This window comes from Oscillospiraceae bacterium (assembly GCA_035380125.1).
Lineage (GTDB): Bacteria > Bacillota > Clostridia > Oscillospirales > JAKOTC01 > DAOPZJ01.
This window is the reverse complement of the sequence record DAOSWV010000031.1, coordinates 1-23,539: the sequence shown is the minus strand read 5'-3', so window position 1 is coordinate 23,539 and position 23,539 is coordinate 1. Positions and strand designations below refer to the sequence as shown.

20 protein-coding genes and 2 pseudogenes are annotated in these 23,539 nt (G+C 48.9%); 11 read left to right on the top strand and 11 right to left on the bottom strand.

Annotated features, from left to right (window positions below; all coding sequences use genetic code 11):
• Nucleotides 1-4 precede the first annotated feature (4 nt).
• Nucleotides 5-2,443, top strand: coding sequence for a hypothetical protein (locus tag PK629_11400; protein HOP12084.1), 2,439 nt, complete (start codon nt 5-7; stop codon nt 2,441-2,443).
• Between the two features lie 7 nt (nt 2,444-2,450).
• Nucleotides 2,451-3,437 (top strand): hypothetical protein, encoded by a 987-nt coding sequence (locus PK629_11395; protein ID HOP12083.1) that lies wholly within the window; start codon nt 2,451-2,453, stop codon nt 3,435-3,437.
• A 141-nt stretch (nt 3,438-3,578) separates the two neighbouring features.
• Here PK629_11395 and PK629_11390 read toward each other — a convergent pair whose 3' ends face one another.
• The 5 genes from PK629_11390 to PK629_11370 form a co-directional block, all read right to left on the bottom strand.
• Nucleotides 3,579-4,535: a carbohydrate kinase gene (locus PK629_11390; protein HOP12082.1), complete on the bottom strand. Its 957-nt coding sequence runs from the start codon at nt 4,533-4,535 to the stop codon at nt 3,579-3,581.
• 100 nt (nt 4,536-4,635) lie between these two features.
• Nucleotides 4,636-5,709, bottom strand: a complete 1,074-nt coding sequence (locus PK629_11385) for a substrate-binding domain-containing protein (GenBank protein ID HOP12081.1) — start codon at nt 5,707-5,709, stop codon at nt 4,636-4,638.
• A gap of 12 nt (nt 5,710-5,721) precedes the next feature.
• The gene (locus PK629_11380; protein HOP12080.1) at nt 5,722-6,732 is read right to left on the bottom strand and encodes an ABC transporter permease; all 1,011 of its coding nucleotides are present in this window, start codon (nt 6,730-6,732) and stop codon (nt 5,722-5,724) included.
• Nucleotides 6,722-8,236: a sugar ABC transporter ATP-binding protein gene (locus tag PK629_11375; protein HOP12079.1), complete on the bottom strand. Its 1,515-nt coding sequence runs from the start codon at nt 8,234-8,236 to the stop codon at nt 6,722-6,724. The genes PK629_11380 and PK629_11375 overlap by 11 nt, the downstream gene beginning before the upstream one ends.
• 114 nt (nt 8,237-8,350) lie before the next feature.
• On the bottom strand, nt 8,351-9,181 hold the full coding sequence (locus PK629_11370; protein ID HOP12078.1) for an AraC family transcriptional regulator: 831 nt from the start codon (nt 9,179-9,181) through the stop codon (nt 8,351-8,353).
• A gap of 533 nt (nt 9,182-9,714) precedes the next feature.
• Here PK629_11370 and PK629_11365 point away from each other — a divergent pair.
• From PK629_11365 to PK629_11345, 5 genes and pseudogenes are all read left to right on the top strand, one after another.
• A pseudogene (locus PK629_11365) lies at nt 9,715-9,864 on the top strand (helix-turn-helix domain-containing protein).
• Nucleotides 9,865-11,012: 1,148 nt separating this feature from the next.
• Nucleotides 11,013-11,324, top strand: coding sequence for a hypothetical protein (locus PK629_11360; GenBank protein HOP12077.1), 312 nt, complete (start codon nt 11,013-11,015; stop codon nt 11,322-11,324).
• A gap of 27 nt (nt 11,325-11,351) precedes the next feature.
• Nucleotides 11,352-14,030 carry an Ig-like domain repeat protein gene (locus PK629_11355; protein HOP12076.1) on the top strand — a complete coding sequence of 893 codons (2,679 nt, stop codon included), beginning with the start codon at nt 11,352-11,354 and terminating at the stop codon, nt 14,028-14,030.
• 140 nt (nt 14,031-14,170) lie between these two features.
• A pseudogene (locus PK629_11350) lies at nt 14,171-15,583 on the top strand (family 43 glycosylhydrolase).
• 45 nt (nt 15,584-15,628) lie between these two features.
• Nucleotides 15,629-16,177, top strand: a complete 549-nt coding sequence (locus PK629_11345) for a nitroreductase family protein (GenBank protein HOP12075.1) — start codon at nt 15,629-15,631, stop codon at nt 16,175-16,177.
• Between the two features lie 88 nt (nt 16,178-16,265).
• On the opposite strand, the gene PK629_11340 is transcribed toward PK629_11345, so the two are convergent.
• Both PK629_11340 and PK629_11335 read right to left on the bottom strand, forming a co-directional pair.
• Nucleotides 16,266-16,673, bottom strand: a complete 408-nt coding sequence (locus PK629_11340) for a DUF3592 domain-containing protein (protein HOP12074.1) — start codon at nt 16,671-16,673, stop codon at nt 16,266-16,268.
• A gap of 44 nt (nt 16,674-16,717) precedes the next feature.
• Entirely contained in the window at nt 16,718-17,161 is a 444-nt protein-coding gene (locus PK629_11335) for a hypothetical protein (protein ID HOP12073.1), read from the bottom strand.
• A gap of 337 nt (nt 17,162-17,498) precedes the next feature.
• On the opposite strand from PK629_11335, the gene PK629_11330 reads away from it, so the two are divergent.
• The 3 genes from PK629_11330 to ald all read left to right on the top strand — a co-directional run bounded on the left by PK629_11330 (nt 17,499) and on the right by ald (nt 19,982).
• A complete protein-coding gene (locus tag PK629_11330; protein ID HOP12072.1) occupies nt 17,499-18,161 on the top strand; it encodes a zinc dependent phospholipase C family protein in 663 nt (220 codons plus the stop codon).
• Between the two features lie 228 nt (nt 18,162-18,389).
• Nucleotides 18,390-18,836 carry an Lrp/AsnC family transcriptional regulator gene (locus PK629_11325; protein HOP12071.1) on the top strand — a complete coding sequence of 149 codons (447 nt, stop codon included), beginning with the start codon at nt 18,390-18,392 and terminating at the stop codon, nt 18,834-18,836.
• 24 nt (nt 18,837-18,860) lie between these two features.
• Complete coding sequence (gene ald / locus PK629_11320; protein ID HOP12070.1) at nt 18,861-19,982, top strand: alanine dehydrogenase; 1,122 nt, start codon at nt 18,861-18,863, stop codon at nt 19,980-19,982.
• A 160-nt stretch (nt 19,983-20,142) separates the two neighbouring features.
• Here the strand turns inward: ald and PK629_11315 are convergent, their stop codons facing one another.
• The gene (locus PK629_11315; protein HOP12069.1) at nt 20,143-20,670 is read right to left on the bottom strand and encodes a hypothetical protein; all 528 of its coding nucleotides are present in this window, start codon (nt 20,668-20,670) and stop codon (nt 20,143-20,145) included.
• Between the two features lie 22 nt (nt 20,671-20,692).
• On the opposite strand from PK629_11315, the gene PK629_11310 reads away from it, so the two are divergent.
• Entirely contained in the window at nt 20,693-20,953 is a 261-nt protein-coding gene (locus tag PK629_11310; GenBank protein HOP12068.1) for a hypothetical protein, read from the top strand.
• Nucleotides 20,954-21,259: 306 nt separating this feature from the next.
• Here PK629_11310 and PK629_11305 read toward each other — a convergent pair whose 3' ends face one another.
• From PK629_11305 to PK629_11295, 3 genes are all read right to left on the bottom strand, one after another.
• Complete coding sequence (locus PK629_11305; protein ID HOP12067.1) at nt 21,260-21,862, bottom strand: cytidylate kinase-like family protein; 603 nt, start codon at nt 21,860-21,862, stop codon at nt 21,260-21,262.
• On the bottom strand, nt 21,863-23,302 hold the full coding sequence (locus PK629_11300; GenBank protein HOP12066.1) for an MATE family efflux transporter: 1,440 nt from the start codon (nt 23,300-23,302) through the stop codon (nt 21,863-21,865). It abuts the gene before it with no gap.
• Between the two features lie 139 nt (nt 23,303-23,441).
• A partial coding sequence (locus PK629_11295; protein ID HOP12065.1) for an ADP-ribose pyrophosphatase occupies nt 23,442-23,539 on the bottom strand: 98 nt, incomplete at its 5' end.

Sequence of the window (23,539 nt, the reverse complement as noted above, 5' to 3'; positions counted from 1 at the left end):
AAAGATGAAAAGACTATTCGGCATTCTGACGGCACTTTTCCTGATCGCAACGTCCTTTACCCTCACCACCTCGGCGACGGGCGGTTCTTCTCTGAGCATCTCCGGACCGAGTACACTGGCACCCGGCGAGACCGGAACCTTTACGGTGTCCGCGACGTTGGATGATGTCGCCGCCATACAGGCGACCCTGAACTATGACACCGGTTTCTTTGAGTATGTCTCCTACGCGGACAAGGATGGAGACGTGACGATCTCTGATAATAACAGCACCGGAACGCTGCAGTTCGAGTGGGACGTCACAGCAAATGCAAGCGAGACAATTGTCCTGTTTACAGTGAATTTAACCTGCAAGAACGGGACGAGCATCAATACCACCGGTGCGCTCTCGCTGAGCAATATCGTGGCCGGACGGCTGACGGGCGCTATTCCTCCGTCCGAAGCGGTATCTTGTACAGGCGGGTCGCTGACAGTGACCTGTTTGGAAGCGATCACAGGTGTTGCGATTACCGAGATTGACACACCGGTTGCGGGGTCAACTCCCGACGCATCGGCAGCAGTGGCGGCAACCGGCGTTTCCGCTACGGCAGCGGTCACATGGACAGAAACCGCTTCAGGAAACGCGGTATCAGGCAATTTTGTATACGGCGTAAATTATACGGCTACCGTTGTCCTGACTGCGGGTTCGAGTTATAAATTTGTATCCGGTACGACTGCGACGGTTAATACATACGAGGCAACTAGCGTTATACCGAGCAGCGACGGCAGCACTTTAACCGTGACTTATGCGTTTACATCGACCGGGGCAGAGCCGATCAGTAGCGTCGCAGTGACGGGTGTTGTGGAGCCTGTTGCCGGGAATGCACCGTCAACGGCAGGGACAACGGCGACGACGGGTGCGACGGTGAGCAGTGTCTCATGGAGCCCGAGCGTTTCGACATTCGTATATGGAACGAGCTACACGGTTACGGTCGTTCTAAATGCGGCTTCCGGTTATGAATTTGCATCCAGTATGACATCGATAAAGATCAATGGAAACGACGCGACTATTACAGCAAACAGCGGCAGTTCACTGACTTTGACCTATCAGTTCACCGCGACTGCGGCAGTAGTCAGCAGCGTTGAAGTGACGGGTGTTGTGGAACCTGTTGCCGGAAATGCACCGTCAACGGCAGGGACAACGGCGACGACCGGTGCGACGGTGAGCGGTGTCTCATGGAGCCCGAGTGCTTCGACATTCGTATATGGGACGAGTTATACGGTTACGGTCGTTTTGACTGCGGCTTCCGGCTATAAATTCACATCGAGCACGACCGCGACGGTCAATACATACGCAGCAACCAGTGTCACAGCTAGCGGCGACGGCAGCACTCTGACCGTGACCTATACGTTCGCATCGACCGGCGCAGAGCCGATTGCAAGTGTGGCGATCAGCGACATCACGGCACCCGTTGCGGATGCAATACCTGATAATTCCGCAGCAGTAACGGCAACCGGTGTTTCCGCTTCGGCAGAGGTCTCGTGGTCACCGACTGATTCGCCCTTCGCATACAATGAGGCTTATACAGCCAGTGTCACGTTAACGGCGGATTCCGGCTATAAATTCACATCGAGTACAACCGCGACGGTCAATACATACGGAGCGACCAGCGTTACACTGAACAGCAACGGCACCCTGACCGTGACCTATGAGTTCGGCGCCACCGGCATGGAGCCTCCGAGCATCACCGGAAATCCGCAGGGCGTGACGGTTCTCGCAGGTGGAACCATACAGCCGCTGAGCGTGACGGCGAGTGCGAATAAAGGTACACTATCCTATCAGTGGTACAGCAACAGCACGGACAGCAACACGAACGGCGTACTGATCACGGGCGCGATTTTGAGCAGTTATTCCCCGCCGACAGATACGATCGGGACAACCTATTACTACTGCGTGGTGACGAATTCCGATAATGCCGGTCTGGGCAGCGCGTCCGCAACCTCGGCCAGTGCAACCGCTGCGGTGGTGGTGAAACGGACTTCCATTGAGACATCGGTCTACACGATCGACGCGGCGAACGATGTTTTGAAAATGGTCTCATTGGGAACCACCGCCGACGAGCTCAAGGGAAAACTCCTGAATGACACGGCGGATATCAAGATCTTCGGCGGCGATACCGAATGTACGGGCAGCGGCGTCGTAGCGACCGGAATGACCGTAAAGTACTATGTCAACGGCGTTATCGTTGACACGTTGACGATCTCTGTGCTGGGCGATGTAAGCGGAGACGGAATCGGTGATATTGATGATATCCTGTATCAGCGCGCACAGATTGTCGGTACCTATACGATGTCGGTCTGCGAATTGGCCGCAGCTGACATCAATGGAGATTCGGTGATCGATATTACCGACATCCTCTACATCCGGGCCCACATCCTGGGGACTTATACGATTACCGCGCAATGAGGTGAAAATGATGAAAAAACTACTTGGTATTCTGCTGACGCTTGTTCTGCTCACGACAGCTTTGACCATCACCGTATCGGCGGAAGGCAGCGTATCTCTAAGTATTTCCGGACCGATTTCGATGACGGCCGGAGATACGTCCACCTTTACGGTGACCGCATCGGTGAGTGATGCCGCCGCCGTGCAGGCGGATCTCACGTATGACAGCTGCTTTGAGCTGGTATCCGGAAACACGACAGGTGAGTGGGATACCTCTGCGAATACAAGCACGACGGTCACATTGATTTCGGTGGTATTGAAATGCGTCGTGACGGCCGATACGACGGGTTCAATTTCGATATCCGGCGAAAAGGCCGCACGGCTGACAGGAAGTATTCCTCCGTCTGAGTCTGTGTCCTGCGGCAGCGATTCGATAACTGTGAGCTGCAAGGCGGTGACCTCTTCGTCGACATCGTCCTCCAGTTCCTCAACGTCAAGCACTTCAAGCGCTTCGTCCTCGTCTTCTTCCGATTCCTCGATATCAACCTCATCCCTGACGTCATCGGTTTCCAGCATTGCGGCTTCGAGTACAAGCACTTCGGTTACGATTTCATCCTCCGGTTCCTCAACGTCAAGCACTTCAAGCGTTTCGTCCTCGGCTTTGAGTTCTGCACGTTCGAGCGCTGCGGGCACTTCATCTTCAAAAGCATCATCGGTTTCAATTTCGTCGTATGCATCCGCTTCAGCCGGTACATCAGGTGCAACTTCAAAAACGGCAACTGATGCGGTATCATCTCAAGGCGCGCAGCCCGTCTCTTCGACAGAAGTATCGCAGGTGTCCGGTGAAACGAGCGTTTCCGAAACTTCCGTGGTGGTTATATCCGAAGAAAGTATTCCTACAGTGGTTACGGATTCAAAGAATTTCGTTTGGTGGTGGATTCCAGTCGTAGTAGCGCTGTTGATCGCAGCAGCGTGGATTTATATTGCAGCCAGAAAGAAGAACAAAACATCATAAATTCAGAAAGTCACTCAGAAAAAGCCGCCGAGTTTTCGGCGGCTTTTATCACTTTATTCAAAAGGTAGTTTACACATATACATTAAAGAAAAGCAATTATTTTGTGCATTTAATAGTTAATTGAACGTTAAGCGATAAAAGTTACTCTGCATATGCCATATTCCTGATAACTTCTTCAATACCGGGAACGGATGGAATTCCCCCCTTTTTTGAGGTTGATAAAGAGGCCGCGGTATTTGCGAATTCAGCGATCATGCGCAAATCGGTATCTGTAAGTTCTTCTATTGATTTATGAAGAGAAAGGAACTTATACGCTGCGCTGCCGCCGAAAATATCGCCTGCTCCCGTCGTATCGATAGTATCAACATCAAATGGTTTTACATAACCGGCATATTTACTCGTTTTGAAATAACAGCCCCGTTTTCCCATTGTTATAAAACAAAGCTTCACATTATGTTCCGCAACCAAAATTTCGCCGCCGAGTTTTTCGTCGCAACCAAAAAGGAATCCAATCTCATCATCGCTGATCTTAACGATGTCAGCTTCTTTTAGTCCAATGATCATATATTTTTTAGCGGTATCAAGATCATCCCAGAGGCTCTCACGGAGATTGGGGTCAAAAGATATCAGCGCACCGTTATGACGCGCTTCTTTTATCATTTTTAACGTCGTACTGCGCGAAGGTTCATGAGTAAGCATCAGGCTTCCGAAGTGGAATAATCTGCAGTTTAATAAATTTTTATTTACCTCATAAAATTCAAATTTCATGTCGGCGCCGGGCTTTCTGGCAAATGAAAACGATCTGTCACCGTTCTCGTCCAAGGTCACAAACGCAAGAGTCGTGAAGTACTTTTTATCAAGCACAATATTGCTGTTATTAACATTCAATCTTTCCATCAGATTTGACAATAATCTGCCGAAGGCATCATCTCCTACCTTTCCGATAAAAGCGGTATCGAGTCCGAATTTCGCACAGGTGCAAATATAATTTGCACTCGCCCCGCCGGGCTGCGCTTCAAGAATCGGCAGGCCCATGTCCGTTTTTCCCTTTTGAGCGAAATCGACGAGCAAATCGCCTGTGGCAACAACGTCAAGCATGTAATTCGACACCTTCTGTCTGTTTAAAATCAGTTAGCACGAGGGAGAACTGCAGGGAAACGGGCACGCCGTTTCCCTGCAGAATTCACCAACCAATCGTTTAGTCGTAAAGCAGTTTTGCAATGTCTTCCTGGTCCATATTGTTCTTGTCATACCATTTGGCGCCCGTATCAATGTCGGAGACCGGTTTTCCGTTTGCGGCATCAACGGCAAGCTGAACCGCTTTATAGCCAATCTGGTACGGATCCTGCGTAATGGAACCAAGGAACTGACCGCTTCTGACAGCCGCCTTCTGCCCGGATCCGGCGTCGAAGCCGACAACCTGAACACCGGCGGGAAGCGGTGAGCCCGCGTTTATTGCCGCAAGGAGGGCGGTTACCGCACCTTCATTGGAACAGAAGATACCCAGCAAATTGGTCGTTTTCAGAATGCCGTTAGCCGAGTTTGTCATGTCGGTCAGGTCGGGAGTCGCGCCCACCGTTATCTTGATAATAACTGCGGGGTTGGCATCGCCTTTATTGATGACAGAATAATCGCCTGTGATTGCAACTGCCATATCTGCGAAATCCGCTTTTACAAGGTCGTACATTTTCTCCGCAAACCCCTTGGTCCTTCCGGTAACCGACGCAGAAGTGGCATCCTGAGAGAAGACGGAAATCACAACGGGATTTTCGACGGTGGCAGCGCTGATTTCGTCCTTCAGCAAGGGATACATATGCTCAGCGCCGATAGCAGCTGCATTGGGGTTATTGGTAGCGGCGGTGGCAGCTACCTGACCGGCGGGCGCATTCGGAATGCCGGAGTCAAATCCGATCACCGGTATATTGTTGTCAAACGCATCTTTAAGCTGAGATGTCACGGCGCTGGTATCCAAAGCCGCGAGACAAATCGCTTTGGGATTCTTTGCAAGTTCCTGGTTTAACATATCAACCTGCGTGCTGATTGCGCTTTCGCCCTCGGGTCCGGTAAAGTAAACTTCGACGCCAAGGTCTCTGCCTGCATCTTCAGAGCCTTGCTTTACAACCTGCCAGAACTGATGCTGGAAGCCCTTTGCGATAACCGGAATATAGAATTTTGCCGTTTCTTCGCTGGTCGATTTTTTACAGCCGGTGAGCATACCGGTTAAAAGTGAGACCGCCAACAAGATCGCTAAAATTCGTACCGACTTTTTCATGAAATACCCTCCTCAATGTTTTTTTACCTTATTTGCCTTCTCGTTCCTGTATATATCCAACATTACCGCTCCGATAACAACAAGACCGGTAAAAAAGGTCTGATATGGCGCCGGCAAACTGATGGATACCAAACCGTTCTTTAGTATGCTCATAATAAAGACACCTATTAATGTGCCGGTAAGGGAACCGACGCCTCCCGATAGCGAAGTGCCTCCTATGACAACAGCTGCGATGGCAGTTAATTCAAATCCGTTGCCCGTATTGGGTATAACCCTGCTGTATGTTGCTGCGTAAAAGATTGCGCCTAATCCCGCACTCATTCCGCTGATCACATAGGCGATGCATTTCCAGTTGTCGCTTTTAACGCCGGACAAGCGCACCGCTTCTTCATTACTGCCTATGGCGAAAATGTACCTGCCTATTTTTGTTTTGTTTAAAACGAGCAGCATGATGAAAAAGAAGGAAAAGAGCCAGATCGCTGCCGTCGGGATATCAATGCTGCTTCCGAACATATCCGCTTTGGTTTTTAGAAAAACTCTGCTGAACCAGCTGTCCGCCTCGTTTATCGTCGGAAAGTTCTTTGAAGTGGTATTTGTAATAATTGAACCAAAGCCCAGAGATACCATCATCATGCCCAGAGTTGCTATAAACGGCGGCAATTTCAGTTTTGTGACCAATAAGCCGTTGATAAGGCCGAAAACGGTGCCGACAAACACAATCAGCAGAAGCGCCAGCCAGAGCGGCCAGCCCCAGTCACGGTATGCGAGTGCGCCGATCAGAGCGGAGCACATCAGAACCGTGCCGATTGAGAGGTCAATTCCGCCGGTAATGATGACAAAAGTAACGCCGATTGCCAAAAAGCCCACATAATACGAGCTTGAGAGAATATTCAGTATTGTGGAGGTTGAAACAAAGTTGTTGCCGAATATTGCAAAGAAGGTATAGATGACTATCAAAGCGGCAAACGCAAGTAATTTTTGCAGAGCGGTTCCCGATTTGATTTTAACAATCTCATTTTTCATTGCATGTTACTCCTTTTCTTGTCGTTGCATATTTCATAATCGTGTTTTGATCTGCGTCTTCAATTGGAAGTTCCCCTGTGTTGCAGCCTTCACACATGATATAAATCCTGTCGCTCATACGAAGCAATTCGGGCAGTTCGCTGGAGATTAAAATGATGGATTTTCCCTCCTGCGCCAGTTTCGTCATCAGTTTATAGATTTCACTTTTAGCCCCGATGTCAATACCACGGGTGGGTTCGTCAAAGATCATCACGTCGCAGTTTTTCAAAAGCCACTTTGCGATTATCGTTTTCTGCTGATTGCCTCCCGAAAGATTTTTGACAAGCTGCTTTTCCGAAGGGGTTTTTACATTGATATCATCGATATATTTTAATGATACATCGCTGATCTTTTTTTCATCCAACACCCAATACTTTAAAAATTTGTCAAGGCTTGGCATTACGATATTATTCGCAACGGTCATCCCGAGAGCAAGGCCGTAGCGTTTTCTGTCTTCCGAAAGATAACAGATGCCTGCTTTAACTGCGTCATGGGGTGACTTAAAATTCACTTCTTTTCCGTTGAGCCAAATCTTTCCGCGAATTTTCGGGTCAGCGCCTACGAGAAGTCTTGCGATCTCTGTTCTTCCAGCTCCCATCAGTCCCGCAAATCCGAGAATCTCTCCGCGTCTGAGCGTAAAAGATATATCCTGCACATCCTTGGAAGTGAGTCCTTCTACTTTCAGAATAATTTCGGCATTTTTCGGAACGGTGGCATGGCTTTTAGGCGGCTCGAAAACCGTGCGGCCGACCATCATTTTGATAACCTCGTCAAGCGTAACATCCGCTGTTTTTACTGTCGCTATATACTCACCGTCACGCATAACCGTTATACGGTCCGTGATACGTTTGATCTCGTCCATGCGGTGAGAGATATAGATGATGCCAACGCCGTTTTGCTTGAGTTCACCGATTATTTTGAAAAGGTCGTCAATTTCCGTATCAGTGAGGGCTGAACTGGGTTCATCAAAAACAATAATCTTGGAGTCATAGGAGATCGCCTTGGCGATTTCGACCATTTGCTGCTTGCCGACCGACAGGTTTCCGACTTTTTCGATCGGGCTGATATTGATGTTGAGCTTTTTAAAAAGTTCAGCCGTCTTCCGGTTAATGATCTTGTCGTTGGTAATCAAGCCTTTGTTTTCACGGCCGATAAAAATATTTTGTGCGACTGTCAGATGGGTCATCAGATTCAATTCCTGATGGACAATCGAGATACCGGCCATCTGTGCTTCCTTGGGATTTTTAAACGAGACATGATTTCCAAAGTAAATAATCTCGCCGCTGTCCATGCTGCAAATTCCGGTAAGTACCCTCATCATCGTGCTTTTGCCGGCGCCATTTTCGCCGACGAGAGCCAGAACTTCGCCTGCTTTCAGATTTAAACTGCATTCTTTTAGAGCATGTACACCTTGAAAACGCTTATCGATCCCGTTCATTTCTAGAATATATTTGATATCAAGCATAGTTTCACCTACCCCTAATTCACATTATAGCAACGGGACGAATTTTTTAAATATCATGGATTGCTTTATTGGACTAACAGTTTGTGAAATATATCTAAATAAATTCAAAATATATTAATTACAATTATCTAGTCTGTACTTTTTTGGCAAAATATTTTCTTTGATTTTAAACGCCCTCAAAAATGTAACATAATTATTATATCCAACTTTTTCGGATATTTCCGCAATGCTTAAATCCGTTGACAGCAGTAATTCTTTGGCTTTTTGCAGACGTACATTGGATTGATACTTGATGGGTGAAACCGAAAAAAACTCTTTGAACATATGCATATAATAAAACTTGCTCAAATAAACGCTTGCAGCGAGCTGGTCCAGATTTATCTCGTTCATGTAGTTTTCGTTGATATAATCTCTCGTCTTTTTTATTCTTTCCGTAATTTCATTGTTTACTGTAGACATATTCATTAATCTCAATATATAAAAAACAATACAGGAAGCAAGGTGAGTGGCAATTGCTTTATAACCCGTATCCTTTAAATTGATTTCTTCCAATAGCGTCTGAAACATCAGTTTTAGAATGGAATACTTTCTTTCAACCCGGATAACCGGGTTAGCCTCGTGACTGATTAAGCAACCATCCGGCAAAGTGGGAATCTTAAGGTTATCAACGGCGAAAAACACTAAATTGAATTCATCGCTGTAGGAATGTTCCTCGTGCAGGACTTTCGGATTATAAATCAAAATATCATTTGTTTTTATCGCATATTTCGTGCCGTCAATAATCGCGGCGCCATTGCCGGAAAGAACATAGATGATCTCGCAAAAATCGTGTGCATGTTTTTCGCCTTTCCATACTCTATCAACACTCAATGATCCCGAAAAAACCAGTTTTGGATTGATAAAAGCGTTCCTTTCCTGATCGAGATAGTAGTGAACATGCTGCATAAACAACCTCTATTCTGCAAAAGATGATCCTTTCTGTTTTTCTATCCTGGTGCAGACCGCAAAAATCGGGTCAAAATCTTTTAGTCGTCGGCCGTTAAAATATCGTTAATTCTCAAAGAAAGTTCCACAGTAGATGCGAAGGTATGGAATTGCCTGGGGGCGGGACTGAATATTACTATGTTCATTTTTCAAGGTACTATGTGCGCTTTACAGCGATTCATAAAAAACAAAAAAGAGAAATAACCTGCATTAAGGTAAGTAAAAAACTCAAAAAGCAAGCCGCCCCACCGTGAAGCACCTCCACTGGGGGCTTGATAAGGGGTCGTTATTTTCCATACAGCTGCCGCCGCTTTTCAACAGTTATGCTTATTATGTAATCAACGTTTTCTATATACAGTTTGCAGAGGCCCGAACACCGAAAGGTGTTTTTTTTATTTTTGGGGATAATTTAGCAGTTGTTTTTAATTTAATTATTGAAACGGGTCGTTCAAACGACTATAATGGAACTGCACTCTAAGGAAAGGCGGTTCGGTATGAATTACATATCCGTGAAAGAGGCGTCCGAAAAATGGCGTGTGACCGAACGGCAGATACAGCGGCTTTTAGCTGCTGATCGCATCCCGCACGCGAAGAAATACGGCAGGGCGTGGATGATTCCGGCCGATGCCGAAAAACCGGCTGATCCGCGCCGCATAAAAGAATCTTTTTATTCGCTGACAGACGAACTTTCTTATATCGCCGCTTCTACGACGGTTCCGATGCCGGGCGATGCGCCGGATAGGATTTTGGATATGATCGGCGACGAACGCCTGCGGATTCAATATGAAGGGGAACTGGCTTATCTGCGCGGAGATTTTGAGCGGGTCATGTGTTGTTTTCGGAAAACCGAGGGCGATGACGCATCTAAGCTGCGTGCCTGTCCGATTGCAATCGTCGCCGCCGTAAGCACGGGTGATTATAATACTTATACCGAAATCGACGCCTATCTGAAAAAGATTGTGAAGGCCGATATCAGCGAAAAGGTTTCGGCATTTGCGGAAATTTCGCTTGCTACCGTCGCGGTTAGCGTTATTGCCCCGAACATGGTGCCGGATTGGCTGAAAAACGGGGATTTTGGCGCGCTTTTTCCGTGCGCGATACCGGATGCGCTCTATTTGCGGGCGAAATATTTTCACAGCGTGAACAATCTTGAAGCCATGCTGGCGTTATGTCAAACCGCGCTTTCACTTGCTCCGGCCCAAAACGGGATTACGGTCCCGGACATTTATCTGCGCGTCACCTGTGCGGTGGCCTGCCATGTGCTGGGTCGGAAAGATGAAGCCGAAAAACGGCTTCTGGATGCGATGAAAATTGCGTTGCCGCACGGCTTTATCACGCCTTTTGCCGAGGTGGTTACGGCATTCGGCGGGTTGGTGGAGTCGTGTCTGGAACGGTCATTCCCCAATTATTACGAGGTCGTCATCGGGCAATGGAAACGCACATGGAAAAACTGGATATCTTTTCACAACCGTTTTACAAAAGACAACATTACGCTGATATTGTCTTTGCGGGAATACCATATTGCAGTGTTGGTCGCGCGCCGCGTTCCCTATGTAAAAATCGCCGAGCAATACGGTATTTCGGTGGGACGGCTTAAAAATATCGTGCTGGAGATTTATCAAAAACTGTGTATATCCGGCAGGGATGAATTATCGCAATATATTTTCTGAATTCGAAAAAGTGACTTTTTTTGAATGAAAAGGCACTTCCGAAAAAATAAATTTGCCTTTATGATAAGTTTGAATACTGTCTGAGGGCTTTTTTATTATACCAAGAAGGGAAGCGATCAGCCATGCGCTCTGAGCAAAAGCCGTATAAAATCTGCCGGGCGGGCGGACGGGAAATCCCGATTTACCTGAAATATGATGAAGTGCAGCAGGAGAGCTATCTCGCCTATCCCGATTACGAAGCGCATCCCGAATACACCGATGACGGCAGGCCGTTTGCCACTGCGGAGCAGGACAGCTGTTCTTTTTGCATACCGAATGTGCCGGATAAACCGTCGCCGGACGATTGCGGCGGCTGCGGCTGGTTTTTGCGGGAACAGACGCCGTATGATCCGATCGGTATCTGTATGTGCGACAAACGACAGCGTATAATATGAAAAATCAAGAAAAAAGGGAGAATTAAAATGAAAAAGAAATTATTTTCGGGCCTGCTGATTGCGGCAGTGCTGATGTTTTCGATCATGCCTTTTTCGGCTTTTGCCGCAGAAGCGACGGTCGGTGATTTTGTCGTGGCGACCGATATCGTCAACGGCTATACCTATAACAGTGACGGCGGTGCGGTGGTCTTTACACAACCCGGTACTTATACGATATCGATGAAAAGCGGCGTTACGACGACCGCTTCGAGTAAAATTCAAATCAACGGCGGAACAGCTGACGCGCCGATCACGATTATTTTAAACAACGTCTCGGTGAAGAACACATACTGCGCATTTGATTTGTCAAGTACATCTTATGCGAATCTTATTCTGGCGGAAGGTACGGTAAATTCAATGGTAAGCGGCGGCGATTACGCCGGTGTTTGCTGCAGAATCGGTGCTACGTTGGTGATCTCCGGTACAGGTTCGCTCAACGCCGTAGGCGAAAAATACGGCGCAGGAATCGGCGGAAAATCCGATGATATGGGTGCGAGCGATGCCGGAACCATTATCATCAACAGCGGAACGATCACAGCCAGCAGCCAGTTTGGCGCGGGTATCGGCGGCGCATATTATCACGGCGATGGCGGTACCATCATCATCAACGGTGGTACGATCACCGCTACCGGCGGTTTATGCGAAAGCGGCGACGGCGGTGCGGGTATCGGCGGCGGCGGATATGGCGGCGACGGCGGCAATATCACCATCAACGGCGGCACGGTTATCGCCGGCAGCAACACAGCCGGCGTCTATTACGGCGGCGGTGCGGGCATCGGCGGCGGAGATATGGGTGATGGCGGCACCATCACCATCAACGGCGGCACGGTCACCGCGACAGGCGGTGCATGCTTTAAATACAAAGAAGGCGGTGCGGGCATCGGCGGCGGTGCGGACGGAAACGGGGGTACTGTAATCATTACCGGCGGGTCGGTTAAAGTCACAGCGGGTTATAACGCTGCCACAATCGGTGCCGGCAGTAACGGAACTGATGACGGTACGTTGTCGAACGGATACAAGTCGGTATATCCGAGAGGCGTATATGACGTGTTCTCGGAAACCGATCCGCAGGAAGTCAGTTATGATATTCCCATTATTTCGGGTGGCGTCACGATGCATTACACATACACGGGCACCGGACACGGAAACGGTGAGACCATGCTGTATTTCTATCTGCCGGAAGGGCAATTTTCCGAAACCGTTCTCACAAGTGACACAAACCCCATTCAGGTCGGCGACAGCGTGACCTTTACCGCGACCGTCACACAGACCTACGGCAGCGCTGCGGAAAAAGGGGATGTGGATTTTTATGACGGGGACACGCTTCTGGGAACAGCTACAGTGTCCAACGGAACAGCGGCCTTTACCACGAGCATCTTATCGGCGGGACTACATACGATCAATGCGACTTATAACGGGTATGAAGGCGGTTTCGGCAGTTACTCCGAAGAATTTATTCAAAGAGTGTATGCGGGAACGATTTATGATATTTCGGCGGGCGACATTAATATCAATTCCGGAGGCACCTATCTGATCACCGGTTCGACAACGGAGTTTGTGATTTCGGTCAACACAACCGACGCGGTTACCGTTCTGCTTGACAACGTGACGATCGATTTTTCACAGGCCACATCGTATATGAGGTGTCCGTTTAACAGCAATCGGAATGTGACGATTCTGTTGGAAGGGCAGAATGTCTTCACATGCGGTACGAATACGAATTCGGCGATGAGTAATCAACCCGCCATCAAGGTTGAGGTTTCGGAGACGCTGACGATTGACAATGCCGAGGGCAGCACGGGTTCTGTTTCTGTAACCGGTGGGTACGGGATGGCCGGTATCGGCGGGGGTTACGGAGTGGTATCCGGTAATGTCGTGATCAACGGGGGAACGGTTGAGGCCACCGGCGGAAAATACGGTGCGGGCATCGGCGGCGGACAAGGTACGATGGGCGGTACGGTCACTGTAAACGGCGGAACAGTCATTGCACAGGGCGGATTTTGGGCTTCCGGCATCGGCGGCGGTCAAAACGGCGTGGGCGGTACGGTTATAATCAACGGCGGATATGTGATGGCAACCGGCGGTGACAGCGGTGCGGGCATCGGCGGCGGATACGGCAAAGCCGGCGGAAATGTGACGATCACCAATGGCACAATCACAGCCACAGGCGGTTTATACAGTTCCGGTATCGGCGGCGGCCGCAGCGGTACGGGCGGCACAGTCGTCATCACGGGCGGCTCCGTAAAAGCGGCAATCGGTTCCGGCGATGCGGAGGCCATCGGACACGGCGCATATATCGAAACCGATACCGTCGGTACGCTGACAAACGGATATGAAGCGGTGACGCTGACGATCCAGTCGGATATGGTTGACGCCGATAACCCGACGGAAGTCAGCTGGACGTCGTTTGTGACCGGCAGCGAAAAGACCTATACTTATTGTTATACGGGAAAAGGACACGGCGGCGGGGATACGAATCTCTACTTTTATCTGCCCGCGTCCGCTTCGCTCAGCGCCGAAAACAGCACGTCGGGCGAATCCTATGTGTTGGGCGGTGTTCCCGATACCGGAAGCGGCGAAAATGTCACTCTTTGGGCGGGTTTGACCGCGACATGTGCGTTTGGCGGTCTTTTAGTACTGCTCAAAAGAAAATCCGAAAAAGCATAATGCGATAACAATGAGCGGTTAACGGTTTCGGTCAACGATTGTTGTCATTTCATCGGTTTCATGGTATCATACGATTTAAAATAAGACGTTTTCACGAGAAGGAACGGCTTGATTTGAACTACCATAAAAGGAACCGAAATATGAACGATAAAGATAACAGAAATAAACCGACTTACTGCAATCCGCTGCCGCTGCCGGATTATCCGAGAGGGCGGCCTTGCAGAACACATCCGGAACTGTCGGATTACCGCGAGACGGCGGATCCGACGGTGTTATATGAAGACGGTGTTTGGTATCTCTATCCCTCCTGCGGGATGGCGTATGTCAGCCGTGATTTTGTCAATTGGGAACATGTGAAAATCGAGCCGGAGGACATGGGATATGCGCCGACGGTCGTGCATTATAAAGATAAATATTATATGGCGGCAAGCGGTGTCTCCGAGCTGCGGGAAGCCGACAATCCGCTGGGGCCTTTTGTGCCGGTCGGAAATTTTACCGACCTTTCGGGAAATGAGCTGCGTCCTGGCGACCCGATGTTATTTGCAGATAACGACGGCCGTTTATATCTCTATTACGGCGGTGGAACACCGATCTACGGCGCGGAACTGGACGGCGATCAACCGTGGCGGCTGATCACCGAGCCGAAAGCGCTTTTAAAATATGACCCCGCGCATGTTTGAGAGCGTCTGGGGCAGTGGAATGAAGACAAAGCGTTCAGCTATGTCGAGGGCGCCTGGATGTTCAAACACAACGGCATCTATTATCTGTGCTACTGTGCGCCCGGCACCGAATTCGACACCTACAGTGTCGGCGTGTACCGTGGGAGCAGTCCGCTCGGGGATTTTGTATATCAGGAAAACAATCCGATCATCACGAAAAGATACGGCATTATTCGCGGACCGGGGCACGGCTGCGTGGTCAATGGCCCCGATAATACGATTTGGATTTTTTATACCTGCACGCTCTGTTATGCGCATGGGACCGAACGCAGAGTCGGGATGGATCCTGTCGGAATCGACGAAAACGGGAATTTATTCACGGCGGGTGCGTCTGAAATCCCGCAATTTGCCCCCGGGGTTTTAGCGAATCCGCAGAACGGAAACGGTGCCGGAATGCTGCCGCTTTCTTTCCGCCGCCCATGCGAAGCATCGAGCACGGCGCCCGGTCGAGATGCGTTATACGCGTTTGACGACAGCATGCTGACTTGGTGGCAGCCGTCGGCGGAGGATGAAAAGCCGTGGATTTCGGTTCAGTTCCGCACACCATTTGAAGTGAAAGCGTTCCGCATCATCTGGCGCGACGTCGGACTGGATTACAGGAACGGCGTGCTGCCGGGGCCTTTTTGCTATACGGTAGAAGCCAAAATGCCCGATGAGGACTGGCAAGTGATTTTCGATATGCGCGAAAACAAACGGGACATGGTGCTTGATTATCAAGTGCTGCCGGATACGGTTTTGGCAAAGGAAGTTCGGCTGGTTCTTCACGGTGCACCGGCGGGAATCACGCCGGGGGTTATCAGTTTTACCGTGTTCGGGGATTGTCCGGATGAATGAATTGAAAAAGAGAATTTGAAATTTTGTGGATTGGAGGGTTATCGGATGAACGAGACGCTGAAAGTGATTGCACAGCGGTATTCGTGCCGCGATTTTGACGGCAGGATGCCGGAGCGGGACAAGCTGGAGGCCATTGCGCTGGCTGCAGTGCAGTCGCCGAGCGGGATGAACCGCCAGCCATGGCGGATTGTCGTGGTAAACAACAAAGCCATCGTCGATGAACTGGACGACGAGGGCATGCGCATTTTGAAAAACGGCGACGACAGTGATTATTACAATCTGATCTTAAAACGGGGTGGGAAATTGTTTTACAATGCGCCCTGCATGTTCCTGATTTTAAAGCAATCCGGGCGGGAGGTTGATATCGGCATTGTCAGCGAAAACATTGCATTGGCCGCCACATCTTTAGGGCTTTCCAGCGTTATCGCCGCGTCGCCCGCCATTCCGTTAAAGGGTCAAAACGGGGATATGTTCAGAAAAAAGTTTAACCTGCCGGACGGGTGGGAATTCGGACTTTCGGTTTTGGTGGGGTATGCTGTTGCGGAGGGTTCTCCGCATCAACCCGATTTGTCCAAAATTCGATTTATCGAATAGCGTTTTATTTCGCCAAGCCTCTCGGTACTAAAAAAACACGGTCTTTTCTTTGCAGAAAAGACCGTGTTTCAGTATATTCGCTTTTTATTTATAGGAAAAAAATCATGTAAAACCCGCCGACGATCATCAGCGCGCCGACAACAATCATGCCGACCAAGATGATTTTTCGGGAATGATCCCCTTTGACAATGAACATGTCGGTTTTTTCGCGGCTGTACAGAATTTGCAGCACTTTTCCCTCGCGGTATTTTTTTCTGTTTGAACCCGATTGTTCCGGAGCTTGAATCAAAGTGCCGTCCGACAGGCGGTATTCCACCACCATGGTGTACATAAGCTGCTTCCCGGCAGGGGTTTGATCGTAATATTCGTTATAAGTCGTCACCGTGGCGGTAGTTTCCACAGGGTCTTGAAAAAGCCTTTTTTCCCGCTTTAATAACAGGATTCCCAAAACCATGATTATCAAGCCGGTGACAGTAAAAATGATCATTTCCTTCATAACAGCACCTCGTATATTTAATGATGTTTTGTTTTTATAACGGTTTATTCTATCGCCATTTCAGTTAAAGTACCGTTATTATAATCCATGATGTACAGGACGCCGGTGCTTTGATTTACATAAAATTTTGCGATGGTGCCCTCATAATCCGCATTGGGGTCATCGGTCGTATCGGTATAGAGCCGCAGGCAGTAAAAGGCCTCGTCGGTCTCTCCCACTGCATCATTCACATTGACATAGTAAGTTCCGTCCGAAGCGACTTTCAGCATGTCATCCCCGATGTATTCACACAGATAACCCTCGTCGGCATAGGCGTTTTCAATGACCGCAATGGCGTTGAGAACCGTCTCGTTTGTTTCGGGCTGAGAATCCGACTCTGACATGGTGTATTCGCTGACATCCTCTTCATACGGAACATCGGCCCCTCCGCACGCGGCAAACAGGGTCATCATCAAAATGCACAGAAAGCAGGCGATTAATTTCTTCATTGTGGTTAACTCCTTTAAAATTTCGGATGATCACATAAGAAAGAACCGGCAGCAGATAAACTCAAATACTGCCAAAAGATTATAGCATATTCTCAAAGATAAAAACCGGTTTTCAAAAATTTATTTTTAATTGATAAATTTGCTGCGGATGAAAATCCCAAAAAAGGCGCAAAAATCCGCAGGGGGTTACTGGATATTCTGTCAATTCAGCTTGTTTTTGCTTTAGAAGTTTGCGCTTTTGTGATATATTGTTTTGCGTTCGGCACAGAACGGCGCGGGGTAAAATCCAAAAGCGCGGCAGCCGGACGACAGTATATCTGTAACAGGAGATGCCGATTTGTTAAAACAGAGCCATAAACTTTTAGGAGAATATTTGATTCATAACTGCGCGGAATTGCCGAAAAAGCGGCATAAAAAGCTGTTTTTATGGGGCTGTGTCGAGCCGGATTACAATTACCTGACATATCTGAAGGGGTCACTGAAAATTCAGCCGTTTCGGGGGCATCATTATCCCAACGGGCAGAGCCGGATTCTGCGTCTGGTCAGACGTCTGCGGCGAAACCACCGCCGAAATGTTTTGAATTTTTATCGCCTCGGGAAGCTGATGCACTACGTCGCCGACGCTTTCACCTATACGCATAATCCCGAATTCGGCGGGCGTGTCAAAGGCCATCACAGCTATGAGATCAATCTGCACAGCCGCTTCCAAAGCGGATTTTGCGGAACGGTATTTCCGCTGCAAAACGGAAAATCCGGTTCGGCGGAGGCGCTCTTTTTCGACGCGCACCAGCAGTATACCGAGACCCCTGCGGGGTTTTCCACGGATTTGGATTATATCGTAAAAGTAGCCGCTTCGGTGTTCCGACTGCTCGTTCCCGAGGCCCAAACCGCCGCAAAGTCCCGAAAACTTCTGTTGAGCAGTTTATACGGGCTTTTGCGCAGAGATGGTCAAGAGGGAGATATTGCTCTGGAGTATTCGGAGAGTCCGGTGGTTGGGTGAGGAAACTGCATATAACAGAGAAAACGCCGCATGAACAGCGGCGTTTTTGCGTATAAATGGTCGTTTTTTCCACCCATAAAAATTATTGAGAGGGTGGGGGTGGGGAGAAGAGACGGGAAAATATATTTTGTTTATAGAGATATTGCAAAATAAATATCGAAAAAAGCTTTACATATTGAAAATATTATTGTAAAATCATAAAATAATCTTGAATTCCGGAGGGTTTTTATGGACGGCATCGACTTCGCAATCCTGAGGGTTCTGCGTAAACAGGCGCGCGCATCTCTTTCCGAAATCGGGCAGAAAGTCAACCTGTCGGTCTCTGCTGTAGGCGAACGTATCAAGAAACTTGAAGCGTCCGGCGTCATCAGCCGGTATGTCGCCATCATCGACGGCAGCAGCTTTCACAAGGAACTGACCGCGTTCATGTTCGTGAGCTTGGAAAATCCGAGTTATATTGAGAGTTTTCTGAAGTTCATCGACGGCGAAAACGACATCTTAGAGTGTCACTACATCGCGGGCAACTATGATTATGTGCTCAAAATCGTGACAAACAACCCCTCGACGCTCGAAAAACTGCTGAACAAGATCAAAGGCGTTTCCGGCGTCATTAAGACCTACACCAACGTCGTGCTTGCCACCTGTAAAAACAACGAATCGGTCTACCCGGAATAACCTGATTATAAAGAAGGTCTTACCGTGGTTATCGGCGTGATCAAAGAAATTAAGAACAATGAGTTCAGAGTGGGGCTCACCCCGGGCGGCGCACATGTACTGGCGCGCGAGGGACACACCGTGCTGGTCGAAACCGGCGCCGGCGAAGGCAGCGGATTCACAGACGCAGAGTACATTGAAGCGGGTGCAGCTGTCGAGAGCGACAAAAAGAGTATTTTCGACCGCGCAAACATCATCGTCAAAGTTAAGGAACCGCTGGCATCGGAATATGATTTGTTCCACGAGGGACAAACGCTTTATACCTATTTACACCTTGCCCCGAATCCGCCTCTTGCAAAAGCGCTGCTCGATAAAAAGGTCACGGGTATCGCATTTGAAACCGTGCAAAAGGACGGCACGCTGCCGCTTTTGGCCCCGATGAGCGAGGTCGCGGGGCGGATGTCGATTCAAGTCGGCGCGAATTATCTGCAAAAACCGAACGGCGGGCTGGGCGTGCTGCTCGGCGGCGTCGCGGGAGTTTTGCCCGCCAAGGTCGTGATTGTCGGCGGCGGCACAGTCGGCACCAACGCCGCGAAAATTGCCCTCGGGCTGGGTGCGGACGTAACCATTCTGGATATCAGCCTGCCGCGTCTGCGCTATCTCGACGACATTTTCGGCGGACGGCTGAAGACGCTGGTCTACAATGCCTATAATGCGGCGCAGACGGTGAAAGACGCCGATCTGCTGGTCGGAGCCGTTTTGGTTCCGGGCAAGAGCGCGCCGAAAATCGTAACTGCGGATATGGTCAAGACCATGAAAAAGGGCTCGGTCATCGTCGACGTCGCCATCGATCAGGGCGGCTCGATCGAGACCATCGATCATGCGACGACCCACGACAATCCCACTTATGAAAAGTTCGGCGTGATTCATTATTCGGTGGCTAATATGCCGGGCGCGGTACCCCGTACCTCGACGTTGGCACTCGAATCGGCGACGATGCCGTATCTGGTCAATCTCGCGAACAAGGGTGTCTCCCGTGCGCTGCTCGAAGATGAAGGCCTGATGAAGGGTCTGAACACCGCGAAGGGCTATATGACCTGCCAAAACGCGGCGGACAGTTTGGGACTGGAATACAGAGACCCGAAAACATTGATTGCAACTTTATAAGAGAAACAATCGGAACCCGGCAGTCATCATCTCGATGACTGCCGGGTTTTATATTTTTAAAAAGTTTCGCGGTTTTTATATCATTTAATACTTTATTTAATATTGTGATTTTTTGTTGAAAATATGATGACTGTATATTGAAAATATTCGAAAATTGTATTTACAAATATTTTGATCTTTCATATAATAAAAATAGATATAGAGAAAATAAAACAAAAAAGAATAGAAAGGTGATTTTTATGAAGAAAACCAAGTTTCTGTTGATTGCCGCGATGCTGCTATGTATGGTGATTATGTTCAACTCCGTATTCGCATCGCTGTCAGTCTCACTCCCAACGGGTTCTATTCCGTCGATTCTTTCATTGTCTTCAACGCCGTCGATGATCTCCTTTCCGTCGTTGACTTCCTCTTTATCAAGCACATCATCTTCCCCGTCTATTGTCATTCCTTCGACTTCATTTGTTTCATTATCGACGGCGCCTTCCGTTCCGTCGATGATCTCTTTACCGTCGTTTACAACTTCGTCATCTGTCACGACATCGGCCACCTCATCCGCGGATACAGCGGGTTCATCAGCGCCGGTTTCTTCGCAAAGCTCAGCGGCGGAATCCGTTACGGTTTCTTCGGGGACATCTTCAGCTTCGTCCGCAATAACCTCGGCAGTGTCTTCTATTTCGTCTTCCGCCACTGTCTCCACACAGTCGACAGATGTGATTTCATCTGAAGCCGCGGCATTACCGGAAGCAGTCGCTGATGCTTCATCAACGGAAGCAACAGGCACACAATCGGCCGATGCCGCAATTTTTTCCGATGAAGCGAGTGCTGCCGTTGTACAAGATGAAAACGCCGTTTCCGGTGGCTTTACGGAGATGATTCAACAAAACGCAGTGTACATTATAATTGGATTTCTGTTGATTATCATTGCTCTTGTGGTCGTTATTTTGACCAGCAAGAGCAAGAAAAAGCAATGATTTAAGTTGCAACGCCATTTCGAGGGAATCCAAACACGCAAAAAACTATTTGTTGTTTCAGGGAAAATATCCACAATATTCGAAAGGAGCGGTGCGTTAGAGCAAAACGGATTACTGTGATTGACTGAGAGGTAAGTGCGCGTAATGGCACTTCCCGATGTTCGGCATCTTTGGCGGCGAAACAGAGTTTGATCTTTTCATAGACGTTTCTTTGATGAACGGCAGAGCAGAAAATTTTAAAAAGCGGCGGCAATTACCCAACCGGTGACTGCCGCCGCTTTTATTATGCAATTTGTGTTATGCTCTTTATTGTTTATATAAATCTTCGAGGATGGCGACGCATTTGTCGATACCGATGACACCGCTGTTGAGCGTAATGTGATAGTTTTGCGCCATGCCCCAATCCCTGCCGGTGAACTGTTTATAATAGACACTGCGCCGCGCGTCTTTATCACTGATGCGTTTTTCCGGCGTATTTTCAGACTGGCCGTAGAGCCGGACGATACGCTCCGCGCGATAAGCCATATCCGCATGAATGAAGACGTGAAGACAGTCGCTGCGGTCTTTGAGAATGTAATCCGCGCATCTGCCGACAATCACGCACGGCTCTTTTTCGGCGATCTGTTGTATCACGTCCCGTTGGATGCACCAAAGAAAATCGTCCGCAGAGAGGCCGTTCATGACGCCGGGCGTGCCGGTTTGACCGAAGAAGGATTCGAATTTACTCTTGGATTGTGCATATTCTCCGTGTTCTTCGATGAAATTCTGCGCGAAACCGGTTTCAAGCGAGACCTGTTTTACAAGCTCTTTATCGTAATATTTGATTCCAAGATTTTCGGCAAGCGCCTTGGCGATGCTCCTGCCGCCGCTTCCGAATTCGCGGCTGATCGTGATAATTTGTTTAGACATTTAGGCTTCCTCCATATCATAATTTTCAACAGCGGTGGTTTCAGGCTTCTTATGAAGGGATTTGTAAGTTGCAATGATAATGATCACAGATACGACGAAGGTGAGGATGTCCGAGACCGGCATGGAATAGAGAACGCCGTCCAGTCCGAAGAACAGCGGGAGCAGCAGTGCCAGTCCCACACCGAACACAATTTCACGGATCATCGAGAGCATCGTGGAAGCAAAGGCCTTGCCGACCGACTGCAGGAAAATAAATGTCGCTTTGTTCACACAGGCGAAGATCATCATGCAGAGGTAAATGCGGAAGGAACGGACGGCAAATTCGGTATAAAAGACACTCTCGTTCGCCGCGCCGAAAATCATAATCAGCTGCGTGGGCAGCAGTTCGACAATCAGCAGGGCAATGGCGCCGACAGAGGCCTCGGCAATCAGCAATCGCGTAAACAGCGCCTTGACGCGGTCAGTGCGCTGCGCGCCCATGTTATAACCGACGACCGGTATGCACCCCGCCGCCATGCCGATGACAATCGAGATGACGATCTGGAAGAATTTCATGACGATACCTAACACCGCCATCGGGATTTGAGCGTATTGTTCCTGACCGAAGATCGGATCAAGTGCGCCGTATTTAAGAATCATATTCTGAATGGCTGCCATCGCTGCGACCAGTGAGATCTGCGAGAGAAAACTTGTCAGTCCCAGCGAGAGAAAGCGGCCGATGACTTTTTTCTGCAGGTTGAAACTGCTTCTTTGGAGCTTGACCGCTTTCATGTGCAGCAGATACCAAATGGCCATAATCGCCGTAATAATCTGTCCGATCACGGTTGCGACTGCGGCGCCCATCATGCCCCATTTGAAAGCAAAGATGAAGATCGGGTCGAGGATGATATTTGCAACCGCTCCGGCTAATGTCGAGAACATCGCGAATTTCGGGCTGCCGTCTGAGCGTATGATCGGATTCATGGCCTGCCCGAACATATAGAACGGAATTCCAAGTGAGATCCAGAAGAAGTACTCTTTTGACAGTGAAAACGTCTCGGCGTTGACTCTGCCGCCGAACATGGTCAGAATCTGGTTTTGAAAGATCAGATAGACCGCCGTGAGTATCAAGCTGCCCGCGACAGTGAGCACCACCGCGTTTCCAACGCCGTGATGCGCTTTTTCGTTTTCCTTTGCGCCAAGGCAGATGCTAACGAATGAGCAGCAGCCGTCTCCGATCATTACCGCGATGGCGAGCGCGATAATGGTCATCGGGAAGACGACGGTGTTGGCCGCGTTGCCGAATGAGCCCAGATAATCCGCATTTGCAATGAAAATCTGGTCGACGATATTATACAGCGCCGCGACGAGCAGCGAAATGATACAGGGGACGGCGTATTTTCGCATGAGTTTTCCGACGCTTTCGGTTTCGAGGAAATTGTTTGAGGGTAATTGCTGCATTTTATATCTACTCCGTTTTTGATTTCGGGCAACAAAAAAATGCGCAAATCCAATCTGGATTTACGCATTTCGCTACTCGATGTGTAAACTTATTGTACACTAAAATTTCAAAAATGTCAACCCGGGCGGTTTTTATTTTTCAATCGAATCGGGTTTCCCAGTGTTCGCTGTCTTTGGCTTCAAAGCAGAGTTTGATCTGTTCATAGGTGTTTTTCTCGGTGAACAATTCGGGCAGGG

Coding starts and splice junctions, on each gene's coding strand:
- PK629_11400 (HOP12084.1), top strand. CDS start 5: ATGAAAAGACTATTCGGCATTCTGACGGCACTTTTCCTGATCGCAACG.
- PK629_11395 (HOP12083.1), top strand. CDS start 2,451: ATGATGAAAAAACTACTTGGTATTCTGCTGACGCTTGTTCTGCTCACG.
- PK629_11390 (HOP12082.1), bottom strand. CDS start 4,535: ATGCTTGACGTTGTTGCCACAGGCGATTTGCTCGTCGATTTCGCTCAA.
- PK629_11385 (HOP12081.1), bottom strand. CDS start 5,709: ATGAAAAAGTCGGTACGAATTTTAGCGATCTTGTTGGCGGTCTCACTT.
- PK629_11380 (HOP12080.1), bottom strand. CDS start 6,732: ATGAAAAATGAGATTGTTAAAATCAAATCGGGAACCGCTCTGCAAAAA.
- PK629_11375 (HOP12079.1), bottom strand. CDS start 8,236: ATGCTTGATATCAAATATATTCTAGAAATGAACGGGATCGATAAGCGT.
- PK629_11370 (HOP12078.1), bottom strand. CDS start 9,181: ATGCAGCATGTTCACTACTATCTCGATCAGGAAAGGAACGCTTTTATC.
- PK629_11360 (HOP12077.1), top strand. CDS start 11,013: ATGCGCTCTGAGCAAAAGCCGTATAAAATCTGCCGGGCGGGCGGACGG.
- PK629_11355 (HOP12076.1), top strand. CDS start 11,352: ATGAAAAAGAAATTATTTTCGGGCCTGCTGATTGCGGCAGTGCTGATG.
- PK629_11345 (HOP12075.1), top strand. CDS start 15,629: ATGAACGAGACGCTGAAAGTGATTGCACAGCGGTATTCGTGCCGCGAT.
- PK629_11340 (HOP12074.1), bottom strand. CDS start 16,673: ATGAAGGAAATGATCATTTTTACTGTCACCGGCTTGATAATCATGGTT.
- PK629_11335 (HOP12073.1), bottom strand. CDS start 17,161: ATGAAGAAATTAATCGCCTGCTTTCTGTGCATTTTGATGATGACCCTG.
- PK629_11325 (HOP12071.1), top strand. CDS start 18,390: ATGGACGGCATCGACTTCGCAATCCTGAGGGTTCTGCGTAAACAGGCG.
- PK629_11305 (HOP12067.1), bottom strand. CDS start 21,862: ATGTCTAAACAAATTATCACGATCAGCCGCGAATTCGGAAGCGGCGGC.
- PK629_11300 (HOP12066.1), bottom strand. CDS start 23,302: ATGCAGCAATTACCCTCAAACAATTTCCTCGAAACCGAAAGCGTCGGA.